The organism is Pseudovibrio japonicus (assembly GCF_014651595.1).
GTDB lineage: Bacteria > Pseudomonadota > Alphaproteobacteria > Rhizobiales > Stappiaceae > Pseudovibrio > Pseudovibrio japonicus.
Genome location: NZ_BMXE01000002.1, coordinates 389,605 through 416,368, shown reverse-complemented (window position 1 = coordinate 416,368; position 26,764 = coordinate 389,605). Strand labels below are relative to the sequence as shown.

Sequence of the window (26,764 nt, the reverse complement as noted above, 5' to 3'; positions counted from 1 at the left end):
GGTTCATTTAGAAGGTCTGATCTTACGCGTCCACCCGACTCTCTGATATATCATTATGCTGATTTGCGGAAACCGCTGCGCCGACCACAAGTCTGCTGGTGAACCTCCGAATTGCTGGGCTGCGACGAGCTTGAAACCCGTTGCACGACTTTTTCGCTCGCCAAAGAAGTCAACAAAGTCAGAGCCAGCTTCCTGCTCCTCTCATCTCGGGTAATCCCGACGATGTTCAAAGATCGTCCCGTTGCTTGAGGCGCGTTTTCTCGGCCTTCTCTTCTTCCTCTTCAAGCAGCTTCAGCGGGTGGAGTGCGAAATCTTCTTCCACAGGCACCTTACGTTTGATCGCCCTTGAGCGGGCTGCCCGCCTGTTTTTTATGCCAACGAACAGGAAGGCAATAGACAACAGACACAGGTTCAAAGCCACGCTGAGTGCGATTGTGGCCATAGCTTCCTCCCAAAATAAGCTAGTCACCTTTCTCATCTTGGGGGCAAACGCCAATTGCTAAAATCGTCAATGTATGCGGGTAGTATTTTAGGGATTGCGTAGGGAGCCTGATTCTCCGGTGAACAGGCGTTGCCGCACCTGTGATCTCCGACACAGAAGTCATCAATGTGCAAATTCCGAGACAAATGGATAGATGGCAATTAAGGCAGCTCCAGCGCGGATAAAAAACCAAGGATCTTACTAAACCGAAAGTTCGGGTAAGCTACGGAAATACCGAAAGAAAACACAGCCGCAAAATCTCACGAGCGGTATGTGAGTATTGTAACATATTGATACAAAACGTTTTTGCTAAATTTGTCTGTAAAATTCCCTCCCTTTTTCCTTCGAAATATGGCCTCAATTTCCAGAACAATCGTCCTCATCGAACGTGAAAATGATCATGTGAACTGCAAAAGAAGCGCTGTTGAGAGCTGAGCGATCACAGCCTGCAGTTCGATTAAATGAGCGTTCGTTATAACGGGAGGGGCCCACGGGGCCGTCTGGACTTTAGCAACTCTGGTTACGCCAACTGTCCGGATACCTCCAATGACACTGAGGGAATACAATGGACTATCGTGGCACCTATAACGAATTCCGTGACGCACTTCGGGCTTTTGAATCCGGTTGGGACCGCGCGAAATACAATGAGGGCGGAATTCAGGATGAGCAGCTCAATGAACTGGCAGGCGGCTCGGTGCAAGACTTCTATCCAAACCGCGATAGTTGGGGAGATCTGGATGACGACCAATGGAATGCAATGTCCTACCGTTCCATGAACGCATTTGGGTTTGTCGGATACCAGTTCGGTGAAGCCCTGCTGATCGATCTTGGCTACTACGATCATGATGTCTTTTACGGTAACGGCGCCGTTTCCAACAGTTGGGATGGTAGTTGGACCGGAAAGAACAATGTACAATCACTCGACGATTTTATGACCCCTGAGGCTCAGGAAGTCGCCATCCAGGAAGCATTCGGCTACCACCTCCAGATTATCGAAATCGGATTGTCCAATAGCGGCCGGATGTTGGATGACTTCATCGGGCGCGAGTTCACCTACCAACAGGATGACCAGCAAGTCAGCGTTACCCTCACGCTGACGGGCATCCTGGCGGCAGCCCACATGAGCGGTGCTTACAGTGCTCTTGCTGTCCTTCTTGGCGGCGATCAGGCTAAGGATGAGTCCCGCTCCCTAATCCTCCAGTCAATGAAGCAGTTTGGTGCATATGAGAGCCCGTCCCTTCACGAAATAATCAACTTCTTCCAGGACAATCTGACAGGCAGGAAGGACGAGAGCGACGCGCTGCCTCACACAGGTGTTCCAAAAGAAGAAGCCGACGTGGTCATCACATGGTCCTACGGCGAACAGAAGATCGTCCATGGCTTTGACACCAGGAACGGCGTGATCTTTGTTGACTGGATCAGCTCCGACCAGCTTGAGATCACCGAGACAGCCGATGGTGTCCTCTTCTCAATTCCTTCTAATGGAGGTCAGACCTTGTTGTTGTCCGGTGTGACCTTTGCGGATCTGACAATGGCCAACTTCTCCATTCAGGACGCCTCGGCAGCTGGATTGATCCGCGGCCATATCGAGAGCAGTGCCCGCTCTGCGGCGCTGGCAGCCACCGAAAAGGCAGATGACTTTCATGATGGCCACCATGGCCATGCCGGTGATGTTTATAAACTCGGCGTGGAGAGCGAAACTCAGGTCATCACAGAGTTCGATTCCTCCTCAGACATGATCCACATTCTGGAAGGCGTTTCAGGAGATCATTTCCAGATCCGTGAAGAAGACCATGATATGCCGCGCAAAAACGTCTGTATCGTCATCACGGATGAGTTCGGCAAAACCCTGTCCACCACCACCTTTCAGGACGTGAGACTCTCCGACCTGTCGCTGGCCAACTTCTCCGTTTCCGAGCAGTCAACCTTTAACGAGGTTGCCGCAGCGATTGGTGAGACAGCAGAAGTGCTCACGCTGGGTCGGGGCGGTGGGTGTGAGCTTGTCTATAATAATGATGGCTCGAACCCACCAGAGGTCACAGGAACAACAGAGCAAGGTGGCTCCAGATTCCGTGCGGATGTAAATGCAGACGATATTGTTGGCTTTAATCCGGAAACGGATGAGCTGGACTTCAGCGGTGCCTCAGAGCGCAGTCTGATCGTCACCAAAGCACCGTCAGGTGAGATCGTCATCGACAGCCCATGGAAATCTGATGCACAGATTATTCAGGGCATCACTTTTCACGATGTCCATATCGCAGATTTTGGTGTCGTTGAAGATGAACACCTTCGGCAGGATCTTGGAGGCATTGTCTCCTGGGAACATGGCATGGGGCCGCGTGAAGATGATACCGTCTATATTCGCTCCCATGAATACGGCCTGCGTGAAGTCATCTCCGACTTTGACCCTGCAACCATGAAAATCAGCTTTCTGTACTATGGCATGCGTGAACGCTTGAGCGTTGATGAGACCAATGATGGCTTGCTGGTATCCACCCAGCCGACAGGTCAAAGTTTCCTGTTTGAGGCTATATCGCTGGACGATCTGGTTCCGGGCCACATGGAATTCCATGCCAGTCAGGTAATGGACGACAACCTCGAAGCTCCCTTTGACCTCAGTCAGGATCAGGTGACCATTGTCAGCCGTGATAACCTGTTGACCGCCAGAGCGCCCGCTGATGAGGCGATGGACGGCCACCAGACTAGAGTAGAGGAACCCGCTCAGATAGCAGCTGTTACTCGAAGTCAGGTGCCTGACGATGGCGTGGTCGCGTTTACATGGGCGTGGGGTGAAAACCGCATTATCACCGACTTCAGTCCCTCTGCGCACAAGATCAATATTGGCTGGATCAGCGCAGACCAGATCAGCTTCACCGAAACTGAAGAGGGTTTGTTGATAGCCCTGCCCTCAAACGGCGGACAGAACCTCCTGCTGGAAGGTATCTATCTGGATGATCTCAGCGCCGAAAACTTCGAGGTTAAAGATCCGTCTGCCATGCAGGAAGTCCGGGATCTGTTCGAAGCTGCGGATGACTCGCCCTTGGCCGCTGCATCAGCTGACCAACGTGCCGCTGCGGACCCTGATCCGGCAGATATGGCCCCACGCGAGTTCATGTTGGATTGGCATTGGGGGAAGCAGGATGTAGTGCGGAATTTCAACCCTGAAGAAAGTACCGTCAACATCCGCTGGCTTAACGACAGTCAGTTCGAGGTCGAACAGACTGAAGATGGTGTCCTGTTCACGCTGCCAGGTAATGGCGGACGGTCCCTTCTGTTGGCTGGCATCACTGCAGCAGACCTGACAGTTAAAAACATCCGTGCCAATGATAAAAATGCTCAGGCCAAGATTGACGGCTTCCTTGCAAACCCTGAAAGAACGGCAGATGCGAGAACTCCGACTGAGACGAATAGGCTAGAGGTCGCTGCAGTTTCACCGGCTCCGCGAGCAGCTTCCGGTACCGCAGAAGCAGTGAAACATGCAGCCGCTGATACCAGTCATAGAGCAATCGGTGGTGAGACTGTGCACATCAATTGGGATTGGGCGGCAGAAGAAGTCATCATGAACTTCGACCCAGCAACTGACACCATTGATCTTGGCATTCTAAACCCGTCTCAAGTGCAGATCAAAGAAAGCAGGAACGGTGTAGTGATCGAAGTTTTGGATAACGGCGGCCACACCTACACCTTGAACGGAATCACTCTAAAAGATCTGAGTCCGGTAAACTTCGAGGCGAGGGACATCAGCGATCTGGGGCTTGGAAAAGACATGCGTGCGCACCAGCACCGCTCTTCCAATCGGGAACATCACATGACTTGATCGAACAATGCGGTAATCCAGATGAGCCCTTCCGATGCATGTCGGGAGGGCTTTTTGTTAGGTGCCGAAGGATAATTGGATCGGCTCAAATGTACGCAAAAACCATTAGCCCAAACAAAAATAGGAGCCGAAGCCCCTATTTCCGATGCTTCAAAAGAGAGTGTCGCTGCGCTTACCAGCCAGCCTCAACATCACCCATTTCCACATAGATGCTCTTGACCTGAGAGTACTGGTCTAGTGCCCACTGACCGTTCTCACGGCCAATACCGGAGTTCTTGAAGCCACCAAATGGCATCTCGACCGGCGTCAGGTTGTAGTTGTTGATCCAGCAAGTGCCAGCTTCCAACTGGTCAATCACGCGGTAGGCACGCTGGATGTCTTTGGTGAACACAGCAGCAGCCAGACCAAACTCGGTGTTGTTGGCGCGACGGATAACATCAGCTTCGTCATCAAAGTCCAGCACACACATCACCGGGCCAAAGATCTCTTCGCAAGCGATGCGCATATCGTCTTTAACTTCGGTGAAGATAGTCGGCTCAACAAACAGGCCACGGCCCAGACCATCCACATTCGGGCGACCACCACCAGCGTAAAGTACTGCACCTTCGCTCTGCCCAATCGCGATGTAATCCATCACTTTTTCAAGCTGAGCCTTGGAAACAAGCGGGCCAAGCTGCGTGTCTTCGTTCAGCGGATCACCAATAAGGATCTTCTCAGTACGCGCTTTCAGACGCTTCAGGAACTCATCTTTGATGGACGAATGCACGAATACGCGTGTGCCGTTGGAGCAAATCTGACCAGTGGAGTAGAAGTTCGCGTTCATCGCCGCAGCAACTGCATTGTCGATGTCACTGTCTTCAAAAATCACGATCGGAGACTTGCCGCCCAGCTCAAGGCTCATGTGCTTCAGCTGGGAAGCTGCTTTTTCAGCAACCTTCATACCGGTTGGCACAGAACCCGTCAGGGAAACCTTGGCAATTTCAGAATGCGACACCAGAGAAGCCGCAGCTTCACGGTTTGCCTGCACCACGTTGAACACACCATCTGGCAGACCCGCTTCACGGAAGATCTCGGCCAGCTTAAGCGCGGAGAGGCAAGTCACTTCAGATGGTTTGAATATCATCGCATTACCAGCTGCCAGAGCCGGAGCAGCCTTCCATGCTGCAATCTGGATCGGATAGTTCCATGCGCCAATGCCAAGGCAAATGCCCAGTGGCTCGCGCTTGGTCATGGCATAAGAGCCACCCAGATCAATGTGTTCGCCGTTGGACGTTGCAGCAACGCTTGCAAAGTATTCCAGCGCTTCAGCACCGGAAGCAGCGTCTGCCACGAGCGTTTCCTGCAGCGGCTTCCCTGTATCAAGCGTTTCCAGCTCGGAAAGCTCACGGTTACGCTCACGCATCAGATCAGCAGCCTTGCGCAGAACACGGGAGCGCTCAGCAGGGGCCATGGAGCGCCAGATCGCAAAGCCGGTGCGTGCAGACGCAACCGCCTTGCTGATGATCGCCGGTGTAGCGGAGTGAACCCGCGCAATCACCTCCTGCGTAGCAGGATAAAGGCTCAGGATTTCCTCACCCGTCGTATCATCAACGTAAGTGCCGCCGATGAAGTGAGACCCACTAGGCTGCGCACGCAGGGATGCATTTGTCAGAGTATCTGTTTTCGTCATTTCTTAATCCAACACTTACCGTTGTTCGTTCTGCCAGTTCGGGTGTACCCACGCCTGCTTATCACTGGCAGGAAGCATACCTTTTCCAAGAATGTGGTCAGCAGCCTTCTCACCAACCATGATGGAAGGCGCATTGAGGTTGCCGTTTGTAATCTGCGGGAAGATGGAGCTGTCCGCAACGCGCAAACCTTCAACGCCAATGACACGACATTCGCTGTCGACCACGGCGCTTTCATCGCTTGCATCACCCATCTTACAGGTGCCGCATGGATGGAACGCGCTCTCAACGTGTTCTTTGATGAAGCCGTTCAGTTGTTCGTCGGTCTCAACCTCACTGCCCGGCTGAATTTCCTTACCGCGATAAGGATCAAACGCTTTCTGGGCAAAGAGTTCACGGGTCAGGCGGATGCACTGACGGAAATCTTCCCAGTCTTCCTCATGGCTCATGTAGTTGAACAGCACGTTTGGTTGTTCCATCGGGTCGGCAGACTTCAACGTCACGGCACCGCGAGACTTGGAGCGCATCGGGCCAACGTGAACCTGATAACCATGCCCTTCTGCGGCGGCCTGTCCGTCATAACGAACCGCAAACGGCAGGAAATGGAACTGGATATCCGGATACTGTACGCCCGCTTTAGAGCGGATAAAGCCGCAAGTTTCAAAGTGGTTTGTAGAACCCAGACCGGATTTCGCCAACTGCCACTGTGCGCCAATCACCCCTTTGGAGATCAGGTTCCAGTGTTTGTAAAGCGTAATCGGCTGCGTACAGGCCTGCTGGATGTAAAGCTCCAGATGGTCCTGCAGGTTCGCACCAACGCCCTTGCGGTCTGCAATTACATCAATACCCAGCGCAGACAGCGCTGCCGCATCACCAATGCCGGAGTGCATCAGCAGCTTCGGTGAGTTGATGGAGGATGCAGAAATGACCACTTCGCGGGTACATTTCAACTCAGTCAGCTTTCCGCCGCGCATGTACTCAACGCCAACAGCACGCTTGCCTTCCATGAGGATGCGGTTCACGTGCGCACCAGAGATGATCTCCAGATTTTCACGGCCCTTGATTGGCCACAGATAGGCATTGGCGGCGGACCAACGGCGACCATTGTGCACCGTCATCTCCATTTCGCCGAAGCCTTCCTGACGGTAGCCGTTGTAATCCTCGGTGCGGGCGTAACCAGCTTCTTCACCAGCCTGTACAAAGGCTTCGTAAAGCGGGCTCCAGCGTGTACCGCGCGAAACATGCAGCGGGCCGGACTTGCCGCGCCAGCCGTCATCACCTGCCGTCGCATTCTCAAGGCGCTGGAAGTAAGGCAGAACGTCGTGATAGCCCCAGCCTTTTGCGCCCATTTTTTCCCAGGTGTCAAAGTCGCAGGCATTGCCGCGCACATACACCATGCCATTAATAGAGGACGAGCCACCAATCACCTTGCCACGTGGCAAAGCGAGCTTACGCCCGTCCAGATGTGGCTCGGGAGCGCTCTCATAACCCCAGTCATACCGAGACATGTTCATGGGGTAGGACAAGGCGGCTGGCATCTGAATGAACGGACCGATATCCGTGCCACCAAACTCCAGCAGGACCACCTTGTTTTTAGGGTTTTCTGAAAGGCGGTTCGCCAGTGCGCATCCAGCTGAACCAGCGCCTACAATAATGAAATCTGCGGTCATGTATTCTCTTGGCTTTCTGCCACTTCTCAGTTTTTATTGTGGGGTATCTGTCGTTTCAAAGCTGTCGAAACATTTCTTTACGTAGTCCTGAACCAGCATGGTGGCTGGTGATCCGTCAGGTCGGTTGGTTGTTAGCACGCATTGCAGCCAAAGCCCGTCAATCATGGCGGCTGTGCCTGCTGCTGCTGTGCTCGCCGTCTCGCGGTCTGTCACGCGCCTATATTCAGAAGTTAGATTCGAAATTAGGCGTCGATGGTAGATTTGCAGCAATCGGCGCGTTTCCGGTTCCGTACGCGCCAAAACATAAAATGCAAACCATGCCGAAATAACCGAAGGCTGAAACTGCTCGTCACTAAAACTGGTATGGATGATCGCGTCGATCCGCTCCACCGGAGTCTTCGCCCGCAACAGACGCTTCCGGGATTGTTTGCTCAGGTCTTTCAGCAAAAAGCTGATGGTCGCGTTGAACACACCCGCTTTCGAGCCAAAATAGTGATGCGGTAACCCTGTTGAAATACCGGCGTTCTTGGCGATATCCGCCATTGTGGTCGCAGCATACCCCTTCTCATGGATCGCTTTAATCGTTCCCATGATGATTGAGGTCTTGCGTTCCTCTACCATTCCAACTTTAGGCATCTGCGCTAGACGAGCTCCAAGATTATTTTTATTGAACGTTCAATCAATAAAAAGAGTTCATATAACATTTTGAGTGTTTTGAAAAGTATTGCACTCAGATTTCTCGTAATTATTATCATGAGCAAAGCTTGCCTTTAGTCCTTCTGGCCTTTATTAGCGTAGGACATCGAAGGAATTTGAAAATTCAATTATCGCCTGGAAGCTGGTTGGCGCGCAAATTCTCAGCGTTTCTATGGTTATATTGAAAATATACATAAATCAGGGAGATTTACATGAGCGTTACTAAAAGCCTCATAAAGAAACTTTCTACTTCTGCTTCAGTACTCTTACTCATTACTGGATCAGCTCTCGCCGCAGAAGCGGATGCCTGTAAAACCGTACGCTTCTCCGACGTGGGCTGGACTGACATCACAGCAACCACTGCAGCTGCAACATCAGTTCTGGATGCACTCGGCTACGAGACAGAAGTAAAAGTACTTTCTGTACCAGTCACTTATGCATCTCTTGCAAATAATGATCTTGATGTATTCCTCGGCAATTGGATGCCAACAATGGAAGCTGATATCGCGAAGTATCGCGAAGCCGGCACCGTTGATACTGTGCAAACCAATCTGACTGGCGCTAAGTATACTTTGGCTGTTCCTAAGTATACCTATGAAAAAGGCCTTAAGGACTTTGCCGACATCGCAAATTTCTCTGAGGAGCTTGACGGCGAGATCTATGGTATTGAAGCAGGTAACGACGGCAACCGTCTGATCCTCGACATGATCGAGCAGGATGCATTCGGCCTCGACGACTTCGATATTGTTGAATCATCCGAAGCTGGCATGCTGTCCCAGGTTGCGCGTAAAACACGCAGGAACGAAGACATCGTCTTCCTCGGTTGGGCTCCACATCCAATGAATTCCAACTTTGAGCTGGAGTACCTCTCCGGTGGTGATGACTTCTTCGGTCCAAACTTTGGTGGTGCTGATGTTCGCACGAACACCCGCGCTGGTTACGCTAACGAATGTGCCAACATGGGTCAGTTCCTTCAGAATCTCACCTTCTCTCTGGAGATGGAAAACGAGATCATGAATGCGATCCTGAACGAAGGTGAAGAGCCAACCGACGCTGCAACAGCTTGGATCAAGAAAAACCCTGAATCTCTTGATAAATGGCTGAATGGCGTAACCACTTTTGACGGAAAAGACGGCTTGTCCGCAGCAAAGACTGCATTCGGCCTCTAAGCGTCATTATCAAACGATATCCTGAGGGGCGGATGCGATTCACTCGCAGTCTGCCTCTCAGTGCGTAGTTCCGGAGCTTTCCGACAGCCGGAATGTCTGATGTTGCAGCTGGGGTTGCTGATTGTCGGTACGAAATATCCTGCGAACCGGCCTGATCGAGTTCAGGGCGTGAGCACGCCAATATACAATAACAAAATCTGAGGTTTCCCGTGGAGTGGCTAACAGAGCACAAACTACCCATCGGCAATTGGGCCAGGTGGGGAGTTGACTGGCTCACCGACAATGCAAGAGGTTTTTTCGATGCAATTTCCGTTGCAATCGAATGGCTTATCGACAGTGTACTTTGGCTTTTGCAAGCCCCTCACCCACTCGGTGTCGTTGTTATTGTCACAGTGCTGGCTTATGTAGTCAGACGTTCCATCCCTTTTACTATCTTTGTTGCACTGAGTCTTCTGCTCATCATCAACCAAGGCTATTGGGATGAAACCACAGAAACTCTGGCGTTGATCCTCAGCTCTACATTCGTTTGTATGCTGATCGGCGTTCCTGTTGGCGTTTACTCTGCGCATCACCCCAAGTTCTTCTCTTGGGTACGCCCTGTGCTGGATTTGATGCAGACCATTCCAACATTTGTGTATCTGATCCCTGCCCTGATCTTGTTTGGTCTGGGTGTCGTACCGGGTCTGATTTCAACGGTCGTATTTGCACTGCCAGCCTCAATCCGCCTGACCCAGATCGGTGTTGCTTCCACTCCGAAGCATCTGCTGGAAGCTGGTGAGGCGTTTGGTGCTACCTATTGGCAAAAGCTCTTTAAGATTGAACTGCCATATGCCATGCCAAACATCATGGCTGGCCTGACCCAAACCATCATGTTGTCACTGTCCATGGTTGTTATCGCCGCACTTGTTGGTGCAGATGGCCTCGGCGTACCAACTCTGCGCGCGCTGAACACAGTGAACATTGCACGAGGGTTTGAAGTCGGTGTTGCAATCGTTCTGGTCGCTATTGTGCTGGACCGCTTCTTCAAGACATCCGAAGATAAAGGCGGCAAATAATGACCAAACCTGTTGTTTCCTTCAAAAACCTTTCCATTGTTTTTGGTGATAAACCGAATGCAGCGCTGCCCCTGATTGATGCCGGCAAAACCCGCGCAGAAATTCAGGAGCAAACTGGCCAGCTGGTTGGCGTCGCGAACGCAACCTTTGACATCCAGCAGGGCGAGCTTCTCGTTCTTATGGGTCTGTCTGGTTCTGGTAAATCCACCCTGCTCCGCGCCATCAACGGCCTCAACAAGATCAGCCGCGGCGAAATTCTCGTTGCTGATAATGACGAACAGGTCAATCCAACCACTTGCTCCTCGTCCCGCCTGCGCAAACTACGCCGCGAGCGCGTTGCGATGGTATTCCAGCAGTTCGGTCTGCTGCCATGGCGCACAGTTCGTGACAATGTAGGCTTTGGTCTTGAGCTCTCCGGCGTTTCAAAGGCCAAGCGTCTGGAGCAAGTCGAAGAACAGTTGGAACTCGTCGGCCTGGGCGGCTGGGGTGATAAATACGTGCATGAGCTGTCTGGCGGTATGCAGCAGCGTGTCGGCCTGGCGCGCGCCTTTGCAACCGACGCACCAGTCCTGCTAATGGACGAGCCGTTTTCCGCGCTGGACCCCCTCATCCGCAGCCACTTGCAGGATGAGCTGCTGGACCTTCAGGAAAAGCTGCACAGAACCATCGTGTTCGTGAGCCATGACCTCGACGAAGCAGCCAAGATCGGCAACCGTATAGCCATCATGGAAGGCGGTCATGTGGTTCAGATTGGTACGCCGCAGGAGATCGTGAAGAACCCGGTGGATGAGTACGTCGAATCCTTCGTTGCTCACATGAACCCACTGAATGTTCTGCACGCAGAGGACATCATGTCAGATCTCAGCGCTGTCAGTCCTGATCTGATTGCCGGTATAGAGCAGATGCCAAGATGTACAGCAAAGCAGGTCATCCGCAGTGTGATCGAGATGAAACGCAGCAGCGCTGGCCCAATCGCCGTTTACCGCGGTGATCAGGCAGTCGGAATCATTCGCGAGCAAGAAATCATGGACTGCTTCGTCTAGCATCAACAAGAATTAACGATTCTATCAACAGGCGCACTGGGAAAAAGTGCGCCTGTTTTCGTTTGTAATTATGTTGGTTGTGGGCAAAGCTCTTACCTTCCACCCTTTGGTGGTCGTGGTACCCGTGGTCCTCTGGCTGTTTGCTTTTGCGGATATCTTCCGCCTTCATTTCTGAGGGGGAGTAGACGATTTACTCGTAATCTGTTTTTCATAGTATTTCGCCACACGTACAAATCGTGAGTACGCGTGATTGTAGGCGATAACGAGCCCCCACCAGCCGTATAAAAAACTTCGTCTGATGAAGTAACTCTTTAAAAAGGCAATCGGGAATTCTGTTATGAGCCGGAGACTAGAGAGTTTCCGTCCTCGGTGAACCAAGTCCTGAACCTGCATATCAGAGTAGCGGTTAAGCTTTTCGACAGTGAACTGAATAGATCGCTGCGAGCGGTGGCCAACCTTGCCCTTCAACTTAACGATCTTTGCGCCTTCATAGGGCCTTACAGTGTCATGGACCGGGGAGTCAGAGAAACGCCCTTTGTCTTTGTCATAAAGGCGATACTGCCAGTACCCATACGCCCATTTCGCCGGGTGTTTTTCATGCGGGAACACGTCCACAATATGGACTTTGTAGATGTCTTCAGGCGGCGTAGGAGCAAAGAGCCTGGTCATCTCCTCTGCGAGCGCAGGGGTAACTTCTTCATCTGCATCAATGTTGAGAAGCCAGGTATTCCGGCACAGGTCTTCTGCAAAACGCTTTTGTTTTCCGTAACCATCCCATTCATTAAAGTATACTTTTGCCCCAGCTTCTTCTGCAATGGGAACAGTGCGATCGCTCGATCCTGAGTCGACAACAATGACCTCATCCACCCATTCTTTTACGCTGTTGATGGCCGATAGAACCCTGTCTTCCTCATTTTTTGTGATAATGAATGCAGATACCGGTATCTTTTTCACGGGGATGCTCTTTAGGATAAACTCTGACTACTTGGCGAGGTTCTACAACCCAGCCTTCTAACTTATTACAAACGAGTTTGATACAGTGCTTAGGTTTCTATAAAGAGAACTTTTTGTATTACTTCACCGCTTAGAGGTTTTTCAGAGGTTCCCTCTGAAAGTGTGAGGTAAGAACTTGGTCTGTATCCGATCAGATCAACGACTTGGCTTGCATACTCTCATCCCCGTTGATGCCCCTTGGCGCCTAAGACAAGGAAGAACCACCTAGCTTTCGTGTAGCCCACGCCTTGGCCTGTTGATCAACCCTTATTTGCTTTAATACTCCACGCAAATCATGTCGCTTTCTCCGGAGTGGATGAACCTTTGAAAGCAAGGTGTAGAACCATAAATGGCGCTGTACCTCAGCTTTCCTGGCGGCCACCTGCTTCCAGCGAAAAGCAAAAGGTGAGCGCTTTACATAACGAAGGTAGTCCTCTGGCTGCTCTGTTCGGTCCCAGACTTTTATCAGATGACCCGCATAGTGGACGATTTTGGGGGCCTGAATGGCACACTCCAAAGCCTCTTCGCCGTGGGTTTGCACGAGCATTTGCCATTCTGCAGCGGATGTCGGTGTTTCGGATAGCAGCCATTCCAAGACACAATAGTCTATCGCGATTGGTTTGATCTTTGAAAAGGCCAGATTCATCAGTTCTAAGTCGAACATCTTGAGCTGGTCACCATATTGGTTTGCCAGTGCCCCCATCTTGTCACAGAGATCGTCTGCTAAAATAGCGGGTGTGTTGAAGATGATGAGGCCGGACATGAAAATACTTTTATTTTGGTATCCATCCAACCGTTGATGTAGGCGAAAGGCTTGCCCCATTGTCTCCGCCGGAACCGCCGCAATGTGATAACCCTCCAGATCTTCGTTGAATAAAGCAGTCAGGTCACATTTGAACAGGACGTCCACATCGGAGTAGATAACCTTGTCAAACTGGGGAAACATTTTAGGAATGAAGAGCCGCGCATAGACAATTGCGGGCCAATTCTTGGAGGTGGGCGCATCCCGAATGACGTCCTGATCCAGATGATGGAATGTGAGCTGATGAGCTGTCCCCTCCACAATTTGTGCAAGTTTATCCCGTGTATCTTTGGGCAAACCATCATGTAGAACATAGATGTCATAGCGAGTTATTGTCTTCGCAGCCTGCACCAGAGATGCAATGGCAATCGAGCCAGGCAAAGCAAAGCCGTCGTCAAAGGCAAAAACGATAGGTATGCTAGTTTCTTGTTGCATACGTTAGACTTTCCAAAGCGCGGACCTTCTTCTCTTCAGATAGCTTAGAGAGTTCGGTTTGCATTGCGCTGTATGCCTCCTCCGACATGTTGGCAGCCTGCATCAAGGCACCTTTCAGCCCTCCGACGGGATAAAGAACAGCGTTTTCTGCCGTGAAGCCATAACACTTGGCAAAGGCCTCCTCGATGATCATGGGACGGTTCAAGCCCAAAGCGAGCTGGGCGCTGCCGGAAGATTTCGAGCGATCTTTACGCAGGAAGGGCAAGTCTGCGTCTTCTTTGCTGTCCAGCAGGGCAAGAATAAAACGGCTGGACTGGACCTCTTCAAACAGGACGTCATAACCTTTGTCTGCTTGGCAGTGGATATTGGACACTAGATCCGGTGGGATATGTGGTTGTAATCGCGCAATGAGCACAAGCTCGGCGTCCGAGTGTACTCTCAGTACAGCTCTGAAGGCGTTAAATAGGTCTTTTTTATTCCGTATTCCTACGGATATAAATCGGAGCTTATCACCCTGCTGCCTTGCATGTTGTTTGTTTTGTCGATGAAAGTAACTGGTGTTGACTTCCTTCAATCCCTCGTCAGAGCTGTAGTTGTTCAGCAAAAAGGCTCTTTGACTTTTGAGAAGATTGTCTATTTCTGGCCTTGTAGCCTCTTTGAGTGTGTGAACGATCCCGCACACTCGTTCTGCAAAATGCGGATTACCTTTGCAGTACCTCTTCAGGGAAAAAGTTCTGAAAACGAGTGTCGTCAAGAAATAGCTGTCAACTTTTAGATTTCGAAGTCTGAAAACATGATTGAAAAAGATCTCATCCAGTGGAAACACGATCACGTTAGGGTGGTGAACGATCGCCCCTTCCAGACGCTCGTATTGTTTGGGTGTGACAAGCACTATGATTTGCTTGAAGTCCATGTCCACATAGTAGTTTGTCAGCCCAAGTAGAACTTCACCATGGAAGTCAGTAGGTTCAGCAATGATGGCGCTACGTTCTCCTTCCAGAAGAATCATCTTGCGCAGCTTTGAGAGAGAAGCAAAGCTTTGCCGAGAGATAAAAATCTTACAGTAGTGATAGGCGAATTCGCGTCGGCTCTGCCCATCAAAAATAAACAGATAGGAGATGGCCCTTAGTGGGAAGGAGACCAGTTTCTCCAGCAATGTAAGCCGATGGAACATGAATGGGTTTCCTAGTCTGGTTGTCAGGGCCTGTGGCAATTTTCAACAATGATCTGACGGATCGTATCCAACTGGTTCGCCCTCACCTCTACGTTGTGGTGCGTACGGGTGAATTCGAGGCCTGATTCAGCAAGGCTTTTCAGACGATCAGGTGCGCCAATGAGGTCGTTCAAAGCGCTGGCAATCTCCGCAGCAGTCACGTCTTTCAGGTAGATGGCATGGCCGCCGCTGGCCTCGCGTAGCCCACCCCTGCCGGAAGAAACGACCGCACAACCTGCAGCATGGGCTTCGATAGCAGCAAGGCCGAACGGTTCATGCCAAACCGACGGCACCACAGCGATTTTGCTGCGCTGGAGCACGCGCTTGACGTCTGACAACGGGAGGTCGCGGTGGAGAATGCATTGCTCATTGAGCGGTGTGAGGCAGCTGGTGACTTCTTCCGTCCACTCCTTGTGTTTATCCCAGCACCCAAGAGCCAATTCTGCCTTCCAGGAAGGGTTGTCTTTCAGGATCGGCACGAGGGCCTGAGCTAACTGGGCGATACCCTTCTCTGGTGCAGCCCGGCCTGCGAACGCAATGATATTTTCCTTAGGAATATCCGGGGCCGACCACTGCTCCAATGCGATGGGGTTTGGAACAGCAAAGCTGCTTTCCCTAAACTTGGGAAAGGCCCTTGTAAAGGTGCGCCGCGCGAAGTCACTGACGAACAGGTGTGCGTCAAATGCGGCGTAGCGGCGCTGGTGTCGCCACTTGGTGATGAAGTTTCTTGGCATTCTGACTACGTTGTGACGGTAAAAGACACTCGGAGTCGCGCCAAGTCGCGACACTAGCTGATAGCCGGTTGGTGCATGCTGATGGATTTCCAGAAAATCCGGCCTCAGCTCTTCCAGCACAGCACGAATGGCTTTAAACCGAGAGGACCTGTCGCGATAGGCGGGTACCTTGATCGTATGAAAATCAGTGCCCGTATCAGCTCCTTCATCACACACAATGCTCAAGGACTCAAGAAAGCGGCTCCCGCTGTTGATGGTCCTGACAACAGTCTCGATCGAGTTGGGCTTATTCTGGTCGAAGACAAACCTAGGCGGAAGAATAACGGCGATTTTCATTGCCTCTGCCATACCACGGGTGCTTTTTCGCACCTCTTGCTTTACTTGGGTAAACTTTTGTCAATTTATCAAAAGCAAGTATTGCATGTTTTCCACAGAAAAACAACCGAAGGCCAGCCGGTAGCAGCAGGACGTGTGTTTCCGAATTCGGGTGTACTCTGACAGCAGAGTAAGAGCCCACCCTTTGTTCCATGAACACGCCTACGTAAAGGCGCGCAAACGGTGACACGCTTTCCCGAACAATAACTCCGCTATTCAAAAGCCCAACCTGTCCATTAGGCGTCGATGTCAATGTAACAGCGCCGGTCAATGTACCAATTGTTAACGGCCGAAACTTCTCGGTGTTCTCCAAAGAACAGCGAATGACTGGCTCTTATGCATGAGCAAGCTGTCCTTGTCGCGTCTGTGGTTAACTCAAATGAAGCCGAGCTTTTGCAGGTTTTGTTCGTGTGTCGCTCTGTCTATTCGGTAAAACGAAAGGGCGACTAACGAGAGCATGGTTATGCAGATAAGACCGAAACTGTAATAAAGGCCCATGGTCATCAAGGTTTCTTGTGGAACCTCGCCGGGGCGCGCTGTTTTGGGGAACGAGACCAGCACCAAAATGAAGGAACCCGCCATGGTGCCAACCCCTTGCACACATTTCTTGATGAAGGTGATTGAGGAGGCAAATACCCCTTCTGAACGCCGACCGGTTTTCAACTCACAGTGTTCCACAAGATCTGCCATCATCGAGGCAATTAAGATCTGGAAGCAAACCTGCAATCCGATGTCGACAATAGCGCTAATCCAGACCACCCAGAAAATATAGGGACTGTTATTGTTGGGCAACGCACCAGCCACACGCAGTAAAATCGGCATCGGGTAACCGATAAATGCTACCAATCCAACTAGCATAGCACCGCGTTTCTTACCGATGAGCTTCGTGACCCTAGGGGCCAGCAAAAAGCCGATGCAGGCTGAAACAAAGCCACCAAGGACATAAGCCGCCAGTTGTTTGGAACTAAACTCCCAGAAATAAGTCATAAAATAGAAAGTAAGGGCAGCAGCAAGACCGGTGGCAATTGCGCCTAGTAAGGCGCACATGAACAAGCTGACGAATGACCGGTCTACGAGCGTCTCGCGAAGGTCCGAGAACACCTTGCGCATCGAAAGCGGATTTCGGTGAGACCGCGATCTGTCAAGGTCGGGAACCTTTCCTTGCGTGCCCAATGTTGCCAGCGACATACATACAAACATGACAATGGCAGCGACAAGCCCATAAATCTCATAGGCTTTCGGATTGAACCGCCCATCACTGATCTGAGGTGTTACGAAAGCAGGAAACAACAGCAAGAAACTGATTGCAGTCATCGAGTACGCGCCGAACCAACCGCACAAGTGTCGTAAGCCGATTATGCTGCTCCGCTCTTCATAGTTGGTACTTAGCTCCGGTGTAAGGGCTGTACTTGGAGTTTCATAGAGCGTGATAGCAGTGCGGACCAGTATTGCAAGAATGGTGGCATACCAGAACAACTGGATCTGCGACCAGTCCTGAGGGGGCGACCAAAGAAGATAGTAGGAAATTGGAAGAGGCAGCAGGGAGGCGTACATAAAAGGATGACGGCGTCCCCAGCGGGATTTGAGATTGTCAGACCAATAGCCAATCAGAGGATCGCTGATGGCATCAAACACCAGCGAAATGGTAATGGCTAGCCCGACCAGCGCCGGATCCAGTCCGATCACCTGCGAATAAAATAGAAGCAGGAAATAACTGAAACCACTGTTCTTTATGCCGAACGGGGCTGCACCGATGCCATGAATAAGCTTGAGTCCCAGCGAAACATGCTTGGAGGCAACCGAATTATCTTCACAGACATTGAATAAGGTGGCAGAGCCCCGCATCAGATTTTCCTCGCGGCAAAGTTAAGAGAATACGTAGAAAATTCTCAACCGTGATATGCCTACAAGTAGCAGTTGCCTATCCATAGAAATCGCGGATTACAATTAAGCGCTCTGTCGCGGGTTTGACGCCTTGCCGGGCCTGTTGCAAAGCTTGTCAGCGCAATGAGAGATGTGCTGGAGTGGTTTTCTAAGTTTTGAAGCCCAGGCGAAACGTTACAACAGGCTCTCCCATATTCAATTCAATCGCCCTATCCATAACGCGCCACTGACGGACAAAGTCTGCTGCCAAAAATCCAGCAGACTGTCACAAGGGTTTCAGCGACCTACTACACGAAGACAAGAGGCTTGCCTTCAGATCAAGGCATGGCCGTGGTACCGCAAACGTAAGAAATAGATAACAAATAGCAGAACAAAGACGACGTCGCCGCCAATAACTACTAAAGCAAACTCAGATGTCCAGCCGTTCAGGTACATTACACCAAGGTTGAGAGCAAAAAGCGCCTTGCCCAGCCCGCCCATCATCACCACGACGGTATGGCGCATCGGGTTATAGGCGACCGCGAGAAAACCAAACCCATAAAGCAGCGCGGTTCCCCATGCGCCGCGATAAACTGCGATCATCACCGGATCAACCAATTCGCGACCAAATTCGCGTTCAAACATCCCGGCGCTGTCCAAAAGTCCAGGAAAGGCACCAGCAAAATTCCACAGCGCTGAAATCAGAAAAAAGGCGCGAATAATGTTGAGTTCGTGTCTGGCTATCTCAGTTGAATCAATCGTAGTTGTCATAGTGAGTTACTCCTTTGTCTCGCTGGCAACTTCGCGCATCCATATCTGGCTGCGACACAGTGGACCAAGACACCCGCGCACGCGCAATTCTGCCTTTGAAAGCAGTTGCAAGTGGGCGTGGAAGGTCTTGCCGTCTTCAGGATTGTAAAGCCGGCCGTTTTGGCAGCCGGCTTCTATGCACTCAAAGCCCCAGAGGATTGGCAAGCCAATCAGCGGCCTGTTACGAAGCGCTTGGTTGCGGTTATTGATATCCGCAGTATTGCCCTCGGATATCGCCTCGCTGACCCAGCTAAGCGTGCCGCAGGGCGTGCCGTCGCCACAATCGGCGATTTCAACCAGCGCGCCATGCCGGGCAGTGCGCCAGCGTCCGGTCAAATCGTCGACCCCTTCGGCATTGGCGCCGCCAACCGTCAGCGGATAGAGTAGTAAAGGTATAAGTAGGAAGGAGCGCATGATTGACCTCCTCAATTAATATATAACGCGTTATATATTAATTATCGGGCCTGTCAATGAGGCTCGGCCGAGGCGCGCAAAAGGACTAGAAATGACAGCACCAGTACCGAAAGGCCGCTCCAGAGGGCGCCCATCGCGCAGTGAAGAGCAGATTGCGGAGATGCGTGACCATATCTCTGCTTGCGCATTGCGACTGTTTCAGGAGGAAGGCTACGAGGCCGTATCGATGCGCCGGCTCGCACGAGAGGCCGACCTCACCGTGATGACGCTCTACAAATACTTCGACAATAAGATCGACATTCTGAGCGCGCTTTGGGCGCAGGTGTTTGCTGAGTTATTCGACCATCTCGACCAGATCGCCGCGCAGGAGTCTGACCCTCTGGCGCGACTGCATAGTGTGGCACTCGGGTATGTCACATATTGGCTGGACCACCGGCAGCACTATTTCATGATCTTTATGTCGAAGGGGATCAGTCAGGCAGATGTGCGCGGTTTCATTGAAGACGCCGCTACACTGGAACGGTTTAACTTGCTCAGCGACAGTCTGGCAGCTGCTTTGGGTGACAACGTTGCCCCCGATGTGAAGCGCCTGAAATCGGAACTTCTGCTGTGTATCTTGAACGGAATAGCGCACAACCTAATCACGATCAGCAGCTATTCTTGGTCAGCTCCGGAGGAGATTGTGCACACAGCAATCGATGGGCTTGTTCCCACCTGACAGCTGAGGCGCTCCACATTGGCCGCGTGGCATGAAACTAATCCAGTTTGCGGCTTCCTCAAACCGGCTCTGCAGCAAGCTTGAGGCCATGCTTGTGCAATCCCTACGTTGGGGGCAGGAGGAGTGCTTTGTCAGATCACAGGAGCACTAAGGCTAATATGCTCAAAGCCAATACAATTTCTTTTTGTAGCCTCAAGGTGGCCCGTAAAGACAACAAAATCACCTAGAAAAATAACAAGCTAAATCTGCGAAGAAAAATGGTGCACCCGGCAGGATTCGAACCTGCGGCCTCTGCCTTCGGAGGGATGCAGTAGATGTCTTAATCATCCTTATTTTCCAATGTGTTAACTTGATTCTGTTGTTCTGCCTGTACGCGCCCTGTACGCATAGCCTCGACTGTTTTGGCCTCACTGTCTTCAGCATGGAGATAAACTTTTATAAAGTTAGCTTTATCTGCCCATCCACCGGACTCTGCTGCTGATACTGGGTCAACCCCCTGCCTAACAGCGGTTTCTGTGGCGAAGCCATGACGCCCCGCAGCATGTGGTTTGCGAATATCGATGCCTGCGCGTTCACAAACGCGATCCCAGGTTTTGTTGACGCTGTATCTGCTAGCGTAGCCGAAAACTAATAGGGGCCTATGCTGCCCCTTCTTTCCGGTAGCACGCGGCCTTCGTGGAGGCAGATCTCTCAGTTCTTTTGTCAGATCTTCGGATATTTCCTTAGTGCGCTCGTCGAAGCCTTTCGCTGCGGGGATCTTAACCAACCGATTCTCGAGGTCTAAATCACTAGGGATCATTGCTAGGGCTTGTCCCAGCCTTGATCCGGTCTCGAACATAAACTGGCATAGGATACCCATATGCGGACTGGCATGTTTCTTAAATGCGAGTATCCAATTCCAGTCCCCTGGAATTTTTTTCACTCTAGTATTTTTGCCCCGCGCTTTATCTTGTCTGACACGCTCAATACTGGAATAATTTTTGATTGAAATTGCTCCGCATTTTCCGAGCTGATGGGCATTATTTATTACTGCACGAACAGGGCCAATTATTTGCTTTGACCATGTATCAGTAGAGTTTTCTGGAGAAATTTGTGGCCCTAAATCTTTCACCAACTTCGGTGTGATTTTTGAAACCTCAAGGTGACCAATATAAGGGAACACCTTCTCAAGGTATTTTTTATAATCATCGGTTGGATCATAAAGAAGTATAGCATCTGCGAAGAGAAATACTTCATCCTCCCCTGTATAGTACTTACGTATTTCGTTCTGATGGAAGTGAGCTATGTATGTCAGCGCGTCTTTCTTCTTAGTTTTTCCAGTGCTTTGTCGATAGTATTCTCCTTCAGGTAGTTCTTCGATGCGGCCTTTGAACCACCAAGTATTACCCCGCTTGTAGAGTTCGATTGGCATGCATTCCCTTCCGTTAGAATAGTTTCAATATGATCTGGGTGCAAAAGCATTGGTCGGGTACATTGGTAAAATGCGCCGAGCTTCCGTGCTCTCGTGGAGAGCTGTCGCGGTGATATTTGGACCCCTTTTTCTGCAAAGATTGAAACCCACTCAGGAATAGTCTTTGCTTCAGTGATTGCCTTAGGCAATAGCGAACTCACTATCATGTTGTGCTAATCCTCTCGCCTGTGCCTGTACACAATGACGTGTTGTCTTCAGTACGGCTTAGCTCGTCCATGCGCTGGCGAATGCACCGGACAATTTCACTATTCAAACTTGATGCATTTCGTTCTGCCTGACCGATGAGAAAATTCTTAGTGTCAGGTGGAATTCTAATTAAGATGCGTGGCCAATCTCGCTTAGGCATTGTGTTCTCTCCTATTTTGCATCCAGAATGCTAGGTTGATGTCATCATAGTGTCAATGAAACTATAGTGACATCATTGAGAAATCTGTTGAACATCATTACTGTCCCTTTATGGCAAAGGACACTACAAACTCCCCCAAAGGCTTCATGTTACGCATGCCGCCAGACCTGCACGAGCGGATCGCGATTAGTGCAAAATCAAGTAATAAATCCATAAATGCTGAGATTATTAGTCGTCTAGAGACCTCTTTTTTCTCGGGGTCTTTGGGGCGCTTGCAATGGTTAATGAAGCAACTTCAGAGCGTGTTGGGTGCGGATAAATTCTCCGTCTCAATTTTGGCAGAAGGCATCGAAGAAGATGCGCCGTCTCGTGTTCAGCGAATACTATCTGGAGCTGAGGAGCCGCCTTTCAAGCTCTTAGACAAAATCGCAAACTACTGTAATGCTCGAGCGGATTGGCTGAAGCACGATATCGGAAACCCATTCCACGTACGCCTAGCACAAGAATACGGCGCTTCGTTATTTCAAGAGCTATCATCGGAGGATTGCTCTGAGCTGCATTTTGTTCGCGATACTTCGCGCGAAGGTTCAGTGGCAATCATCAAGAGATTAGACACACATCGATGTGAGACCTTCAACACAACGCTCCATTTGAGTGATGTGGTTGGTACAACGGGAGAATGGCACCAAGCAGAATTCTCAAACACTTGTCGGCGTGTATGGAGCAATAAAGGGAATATCGCCCCATATGGCTATCTAATGCCAGAGAAGGCATTCCGTTCTTTGATTTTCGGGGAAGTGCACCCTCTTATCGCTTTGAAGGAAGCTCGTCGTTCTTATTGGCTGGATGACTGGTGGGATCTAGAAATGATCCAAAAGCGCAAAGTCGAAGACGAGTATTGGGATGGATATCAAGCTCTTACCGAACGAGTATATAACTATTTAGAAAACAATGATGAGCTTCGACAAGAACGAGATCTTATAGGGTAAAGCCGAGACTGCGATTATAGTTTTCTGCAAGATTTCATTAGGCAAAGGGCTTCAAGAAACATAATTTCCGTGGTGAACATTAGGATTGGTAAAATCATTCGGGTGGCATATGGATTATATAGCAGATCTTGATAGCGAGATTCAGGAAGCTTCACTTTGCCAGCTTCAGAATGACTATCCTAACGCGCTAGTACGTCATGCGATATTAAGAGCGGATAAGAAGCAATTTCATTTGTTTGGTTGGGTTGAGTTGTTTCCCTTTGACATGATTGTACCTGAAGGTTGGACAGCCGGAGCAAAACCTTGGGCTGTGCCCGGTACAGATGGATGGACCTTAACGTTTTCGACTACGCGTGTCTCAAGTGAAGTTGCTACTGATTGGTACAGGCGCGCAGCCCGTGGAAGCGTCAATATCATTACCCCGAAGGGTGAGATACCTACAACTGCTGCTGCAATGGCCGCTGAACCCAACTTAGGTAAGTTTGCAGTAGGCATGGAAGCGCCATTTGCTTTTCCTTGGCATGACTCCCCAAGAATAAATCAACTAGTTCCAATGACCCGTCCTCAACGGCAGGTTCTCAAACTTACAGGAAATGATTCAGCTCGGCATTGGTTGCAAGAGAATCTTGGTTTTGATCCTTTTGAGGAGATTGAGTGGTTAGGTGGCCTAGCGATGCTAGCGCCTGATCCTATTCTCGCATCACTTCAAATCTCACCATGTGCAAGGCCAGAGAATGGTACCGAGTCACTATCCTGCCTAGCTGTACCACGACGAACTCGGCACAAAGTATCCGACCTAAGCACACTTACTCTGCATGTTATCGAAGAAAGAGGGAATGGTTGGGCAAGCATACAAAGTACTTCGCTTGCAAAGGAGGGCTTTACCGAGCTGCAATATCCTCAGCTTACCGATAAGATTGGTTGGGCTTTAGTCTGTTCTGAAAGAGGCTTGCTGCAAGCTTCCAAGCCAGCATCTTGGTTGAACCAAATCAGTTTTGGTTTGCAAAGTAGCGTTGGTTCATTGGAGATTGAGGTACCGTCCGGCGGAAAGCGTAAGCCTGCACAGAGTTACCAGCAGAGCCGTTATTCATCAGGAGACACTTCAACTATTGGTGTGTTACCGGAAGCTCCTGGGCGCTTGAGGCTTCAGTCGCTCGTTTCCCAACGTAAGAAGCGTGATCGAAGGAAGTCTGCGCCCCAAAAGATTTTTGGAACCGCCAAAGAGAGCTTAGGTGAAGTTGAACGCAATAGAAAGAAGAAAGAAGCGCAGGATTTCGTTGTAGGCTTAATTAAAGAAGCAAGACGACGCCTCATTTTTGTTGACCCCTTTTTTGGTGTTCGTGAGATGCGCTTGTTCGCACTTCAAAATCAGAGTGATGGCTTAGTTCCACGAATTTTGACCGGCTTACCAGCTCTTAAATCGTTGTCTGGAGAAGGACAGGGGTTTCAGCTGCAGCAGGGCATTATTTTCGCTTCAGATCTGGAAGATATCAGAAATAAACTTGAAGGAAGAGCACCAACCGTCCGAGTAATGCCAGGAGGAGAAAAAACTCTCATTCATGATCGATATCTTGTTGTTGATGAAGATGTTTGGCATTGCGGTCCAAGTTTTAACGAGCTTGGTGAGCGGCTTGGTGTGATGACGAAACTACCAGAACCGGTTTCTATTCGAAGTATGATTGGTAAGGTATGGTTGCAATCAACCGACCTTGCTGAACTTTCTCTCAACGCAAGGAAGACTTAGAAATGTTAGCTTGGGAGGAGAAGAAGGCGATTGAAGTTGCAAAATCAACCGAGTTGCTCGAACAACGAAATGACCTTGATGAGCTAATTGCTTCGTTCAAAGATTGGATCATAGCGCTCGATAAACTCGAAGTACAAAGCGATAGTGATATATCCCAACTACCTGAGACCATCCTTCTGAAGGGCAAGTGTGGGCAAATTGGTCTCAGTGATGTGGGCGAAGCCTTAGAAATCCTTGAGCTGCAAGAGGGACCAATACTTGCTGGCCGCTGGCCTTTAGCAAGGTTGGTCGGCTTGGCAAGAGCTGAGATATTCGCTGATGCGCTAAGTAATAGAGAGATCGGCACTCTACAGTTCTGGGATTTTCATAGCTTCGGAGCGTGGGAGGCCTTTTTCGAGCAACTAGGGAAGCGATTAAGGTCAGATCCTGCAGCTCAAAATGGTTTGTGGAAGCAACTCGATCATATTGTAACCCATCCCCTTAAATCAGCGGCCTCTTATCGAAAAGGTGCACTTGAGCAAGGAATAAATGACTTTCTGATCGAACCAGATATTGGTGAAGTTTGGGAAAGCAGATTAGAAAGTTGCGTTATACTCGATCGTGCTTACCTCTTTGTTCTAGCTTCACAAATTAACCCAGCGAAATACATTGAGTATCTAAGTCGACTGCCGCACCCGGTTTTGGTTCAACAGTGCATCGATAAAAAGTTGGGATTGGGTGCATTGCACTTACTCAGGGATGCGCCGACGGCTTTTGGCAAAAACGGTACGTTTCTGAAAGAAGGAACAGTTGTGCTTTCATTGCTCAATTCAGCCTCAGAGCAATGCCGCTACATGGCGTGGGGGAAGGAGAGCGTCACACAGCCAGTCACCGAAGAAGAAATCAGTAAGCTTGATGATGATCTTGAAAAACTGAGGCATTACATTCATTTGCTTTTAGAAGCGTTTTTTACCCGTGAAGATGCACAAGCTATTGGGTGGCTTTGGCTGGAGCGCCTTATTTTTGAAGGCAAGTCACGCGGAATGTGGAGCTTTCGCTCTCACGGGCAAGGAATGTTCATTGATCCGTTAGCACTCTTGATAAACGAGCTATCAAAAAAAATAGATCTGCGTGAACTAACGGTTCCTTGGATCAAAGAAGCGGGTGACCTTTGGAGGGTGAACCGTTTACTAGCAGTGCTATCGGTGGCCACGGAAAACAAGACCTTAAACACCGAAGAACGAGTGAAGCTTCTACAAGACTTACTCATTAAGGTACGTCCTTCTTTTAGCGCTTCAGTGGATCGCATTGAGCAAAAAGGGGATGTTGCGGGGAGCATTGGTGCCCAGTACCTCCTAAAAATAAAGGATGCGGAAGCCGTTATCGAAGATCTCTGGAGTAAAGTACGCCGATACAGAGAGCAGGCTTGGAACCGCGACTTGGATGAGACACCTAACGGAGTTGCAGAGTTAGTCGTCTTATGGGCACTTAATGCGTTGGAGTTTACAGAGGGAGAACGTAAGAAAGTTATATGGTGCATATCGCAAGAAATGTTGGAAGATGCGATGCAAACAGAGGCTTACTCTTTCCGTCGGGACTTCTGGTCTGCCGCCTTGGTTCGCCTCTGCAAATCAATGAAGGATGTCTTGACCGGATCATCTGAAGAAGATCTGGAGTTCCTTACCGAGTTTTTGCGACCGTACGCTTGGCCTCACAACACCTTCTTTCAAATGGTCTTTGCGATGCAAAATCACGGTATTGACCAGAAAATGATTGAAGACGCGGTTTCTCATTGGGGGAGCTCGTTACAGGAGCTGGCCCGTCATTATTTAATAATTCAAAACATACGTATTGATCGAGGTTCTTTGAATCCGCAATGGGTTAAAAAAATGCAATTACTTGCGGAATATTCTTATCAGTAAAATGCAACATAGTGGTTGTCGCGTGGGAGAGTAATAAAGTCTCATACTCAGTAATAAAGATGCATACTGAGGAATAGAGTTTCATACTGGATAGACGCCCCTTGACCCCAAAGCTAACTTTCAGGTTAGTGCGCTTGAACAGCTGATTTGCGGTCTTATCGGTCATTCGCTGCTGTGCAGAAATCTAGGTCAACATCAAGCCATTGCTGACGCGGAGGGCCATCAGCCGACCTTCGGGCAGTTCCCTCTCAGGTTGAGTACAGCTTAGGTAAAGTGTTGTGCATCGCTGAAACGAGATTTCTTCATAAAATCAGTCCTCAATATGACGCAACAATATCTCTACTTTTAAACTCGATCA

20 protein-coding genes are annotated in these 26,764 nt (G+C 50.1%); 8 read left to right on the top strand and 12 right to left on the bottom strand.

Annotated elements, in window-relative coordinates:
- Positions 1-226 precede the first annotated feature (226 nt).
- The gene (locus IE076_RS06670; protein ID WP_189435985.1) at positions 227-442 is read right to left on the bottom strand and encodes a hypothetical protein; all 216 of its coding nucleotides are present in this window, start codon (positions 440-442) and stop codon (positions 227-229) included.
- 604 nt (positions 443-1,046) lie between these two features.
- Between IE076_RS06670 and IE076_RS06665 the strand changes: the two genes are divergently transcribed.
- Positions 1,047-4,298 (top strand): 1,4-beta-glucanase, encoded by a 3,252-nt coding sequence (locus IE076_RS06665; RefSeq protein WP_189435984.1) that lies wholly within the window; start codon positions 1,047-1,049, stop codon positions 4,296-4,298.
- A 172-nt stretch (positions 4,299-4,470) separates the two neighbouring features.
- Here IE076_RS06665 and betB read toward each other — a convergent pair whose 3' ends face one another.
- From betB to betI, 3 genes are read right to left on the bottom strand one after another with little or no spacing between them, the layout of a single operon-like run.
- Positions 4,471-5,934 carry a betaine-aldehyde dehydrogenase gene (betB, locus tag IE076_RS06660; protein WP_189436354.1) on the bottom strand — a complete coding sequence of 488 codons (1,464 nt, stop codon included), beginning with the start codon at positions 5,932-5,934 and terminating at the stop codon, positions 4,471-4,473.
- 48 nt (positions 5,935-5,982) lie between these two features.
- Complete coding sequence (gene betA / locus IE076_RS06655) at positions 5,983-7,635, bottom strand: choline dehydrogenase (protein WP_209008913.1); 1,653 nt, start codon at positions 7,633-7,635, stop codon at positions 5,983-5,985.
- 33 nt (positions 7,636-7,668) lie between these two features.
- Positions 7,669-8,271, bottom strand: a complete 603-nt coding sequence (gene betI, locus IE076_RS06650) for a transcriptional regulator BetI (protein ID WP_209008912.1) — start codon at positions 8,269-8,271, stop codon at positions 7,669-7,671.
- Positions 8,272-8,543: 272 nt separating this feature from the next.
- On the opposite strand from betI, the gene IE076_RS06645 reads away from it, so the two are divergent.
- The 3 genes from IE076_RS06645 (at position 8,544) to choV (ending at position 11,598) form a co-directional block, all read left to right on the top strand.
- A complete protein-coding gene (locus tag IE076_RS06645) occupies positions 8,544-9,500 on the top strand; it encodes a choline ABC transporter substrate-binding protein (protein WP_189435983.1) in 957 nt (318 codons plus the stop codon).
- Between the two features lie 209 nt (positions 9,501-9,709).
- Positions 9,710-10,555 carry a choline ABC transporter permease subunit gene (choW, locus tag IE076_RS06640; protein ID WP_189435982.1) on the top strand — a complete coding sequence of 282 codons (846 nt, stop codon included), beginning with the start codon at positions 9,710-9,712 and terminating at the stop codon, positions 10,553-10,555.
- Positions 10,555-11,598 (top strand): choline ABC transporter ATP-binding protein, encoded by a 1,044-nt coding sequence (gene choV, locus IE076_RS06635; RefSeq protein ID WP_189435981.1) that lies wholly within the window; start codon positions 10,555-10,557, stop codon positions 11,596-11,598. The genes choW and choV overlap by 1 nt, the downstream gene beginning before the upstream one ends.
- A 165-nt stretch (positions 11,599-11,763) precedes the next feature.
- Here the strand turns inward: choV and IE076_RS06630 are convergent, their stop codons facing one another.
- From IE076_RS06630 to IE076_RS06600, 7 genes are all read right to left on the bottom strand, one after another.
- Positions 11,764-12,552, bottom strand: a complete 789-nt coding sequence (locus IE076_RS06630) for a glycosyltransferase family 2 protein (protein ID WP_244649621.1) — start codon at positions 12,550-12,552, stop codon at positions 11,764-11,766.
- A gap of 244 nt (positions 12,553-12,796) precedes the next feature.
- Entirely contained in the window at positions 12,797-13,828 is a 1,032-nt protein-coding gene (locus tag IE076_RS06625; protein WP_189435980.1) for a glycosyltransferase family 8 protein, read from the bottom strand.
- Positions 13,812-15,002 carry a hypothetical protein gene (locus IE076_RS06620; protein ID WP_189435979.1) on the bottom strand — a complete coding sequence of 397 codons (1,191 nt, stop codon included), beginning with the start codon at positions 15,000-15,002 and terminating at the stop codon, positions 13,812-13,814. Before IE076_RS06620 ends, IE076_RS06625 begins: the two co-directional genes overlap by 17 nt.
- Positions 15,003-15,025: 23 nt before the next feature.
- Positions 15,026-16,111 carry a glycosyltransferase family 4 protein gene (locus tag IE076_RS06615; RefSeq protein WP_189435978.1) on the bottom strand — a complete coding sequence of 362 codons (1,086 nt, stop codon included), beginning with the start codon at positions 16,109-16,111 and terminating at the stop codon, positions 15,026-15,028.
- 414 nt (positions 16,112-16,525) lie between these two features.
- Positions 16,526-17,995 (bottom strand): MFS transporter, encoded by a 1,470-nt coding sequence (locus tag IE076_RS06610; RefSeq protein ID WP_189435977.1) that lies wholly within the window; start codon positions 17,993-17,995, stop codon positions 16,526-16,528.
- A 351-nt stretch (positions 17,996-18,346) separates the two neighbouring features.
- Positions 18,347-18,784 carry a hypothetical protein gene (locus IE076_RS06605; RefSeq protein WP_189435976.1) on the bottom strand — a complete coding sequence of 146 codons (438 nt, stop codon included), beginning with the start codon at positions 18,782-18,784 and terminating at the stop codon, positions 18,347-18,349.
- Positions 18,785-18,790: 6 nt separating this feature from the next.
- The gene (locus IE076_RS06600; RefSeq protein ID WP_189435975.1) at positions 18,791-19,237 is read right to left on the bottom strand and encodes a DUF2147 domain-containing protein; all 447 of its coding nucleotides are present in this window, start codon (positions 19,235-19,237) and stop codon (positions 18,791-18,793) included.
- 91 nt (positions 19,238-19,328) lie between these two features.
- On the opposite strand from IE076_RS06600, the gene IE076_RS06595 reads away from it, so the two are divergent.
- Entirely contained in the window at positions 19,329-19,955 is a 627-nt protein-coding gene (locus tag IE076_RS06595) for a TetR/AcrR family transcriptional regulator (protein ID WP_189435974.1), read from the top strand.
- A 319-nt stretch (positions 19,956-20,274) separates the two neighbouring features.
- Here the strand turns inward: IE076_RS06595 and IE076_RS06590 are convergent, their stop codons facing one another.
- Positions 20,275-21,366 carry a tyrosine-type recombinase/integrase gene (locus IE076_RS06590; RefSeq protein WP_189435973.1) on the bottom strand — a complete coding sequence of 364 codons (1,092 nt, stop codon included), beginning with the start codon at positions 21,364-21,366 and terminating at the stop codon, positions 20,275-20,277.
- 516 nt (positions 21,367-21,882) lie between these two features.
- On the opposite strand from IE076_RS06590, the gene IE076_RS06585 reads away from it, so the two are divergent.
- The 3 genes from IE076_RS06585 to IE076_RS06575 all read left to right on the top strand — a co-directional run bounded on the left by IE076_RS06585 (position 21,883) and on the right by IE076_RS06575 (position 26,406).
- Complete coding sequence (locus IE076_RS06585; RefSeq protein WP_189435972.1) at positions 21,883-22,761, top strand: toxin-antitoxin system HicB family antitoxin; 879 nt, start codon at positions 21,883-21,885, stop codon at positions 22,759-22,761.
- A 109-nt stretch (positions 22,762-22,870) separates the two neighbouring features.
- Positions 22,871-24,505 (top strand): VPA1262 family N-terminal domain-containing protein, encoded by a 1,635-nt coding sequence (locus IE076_RS06580; protein ID WP_189435971.1) that lies wholly within the window; start codon positions 22,871-22,873, stop codon positions 24,503-24,505.
- 2 nt (positions 24,506-24,507) lie between these two features.
- A complete protein-coding gene (locus IE076_RS06575; RefSeq protein ID WP_189435970.1) occupies positions 24,508-26,406 on the top strand; it encodes a hypothetical protein in 1,899 nt (632 codons plus the stop codon).
- Positions 26,407-26,764 lie beyond the last annotated feature (358 nt).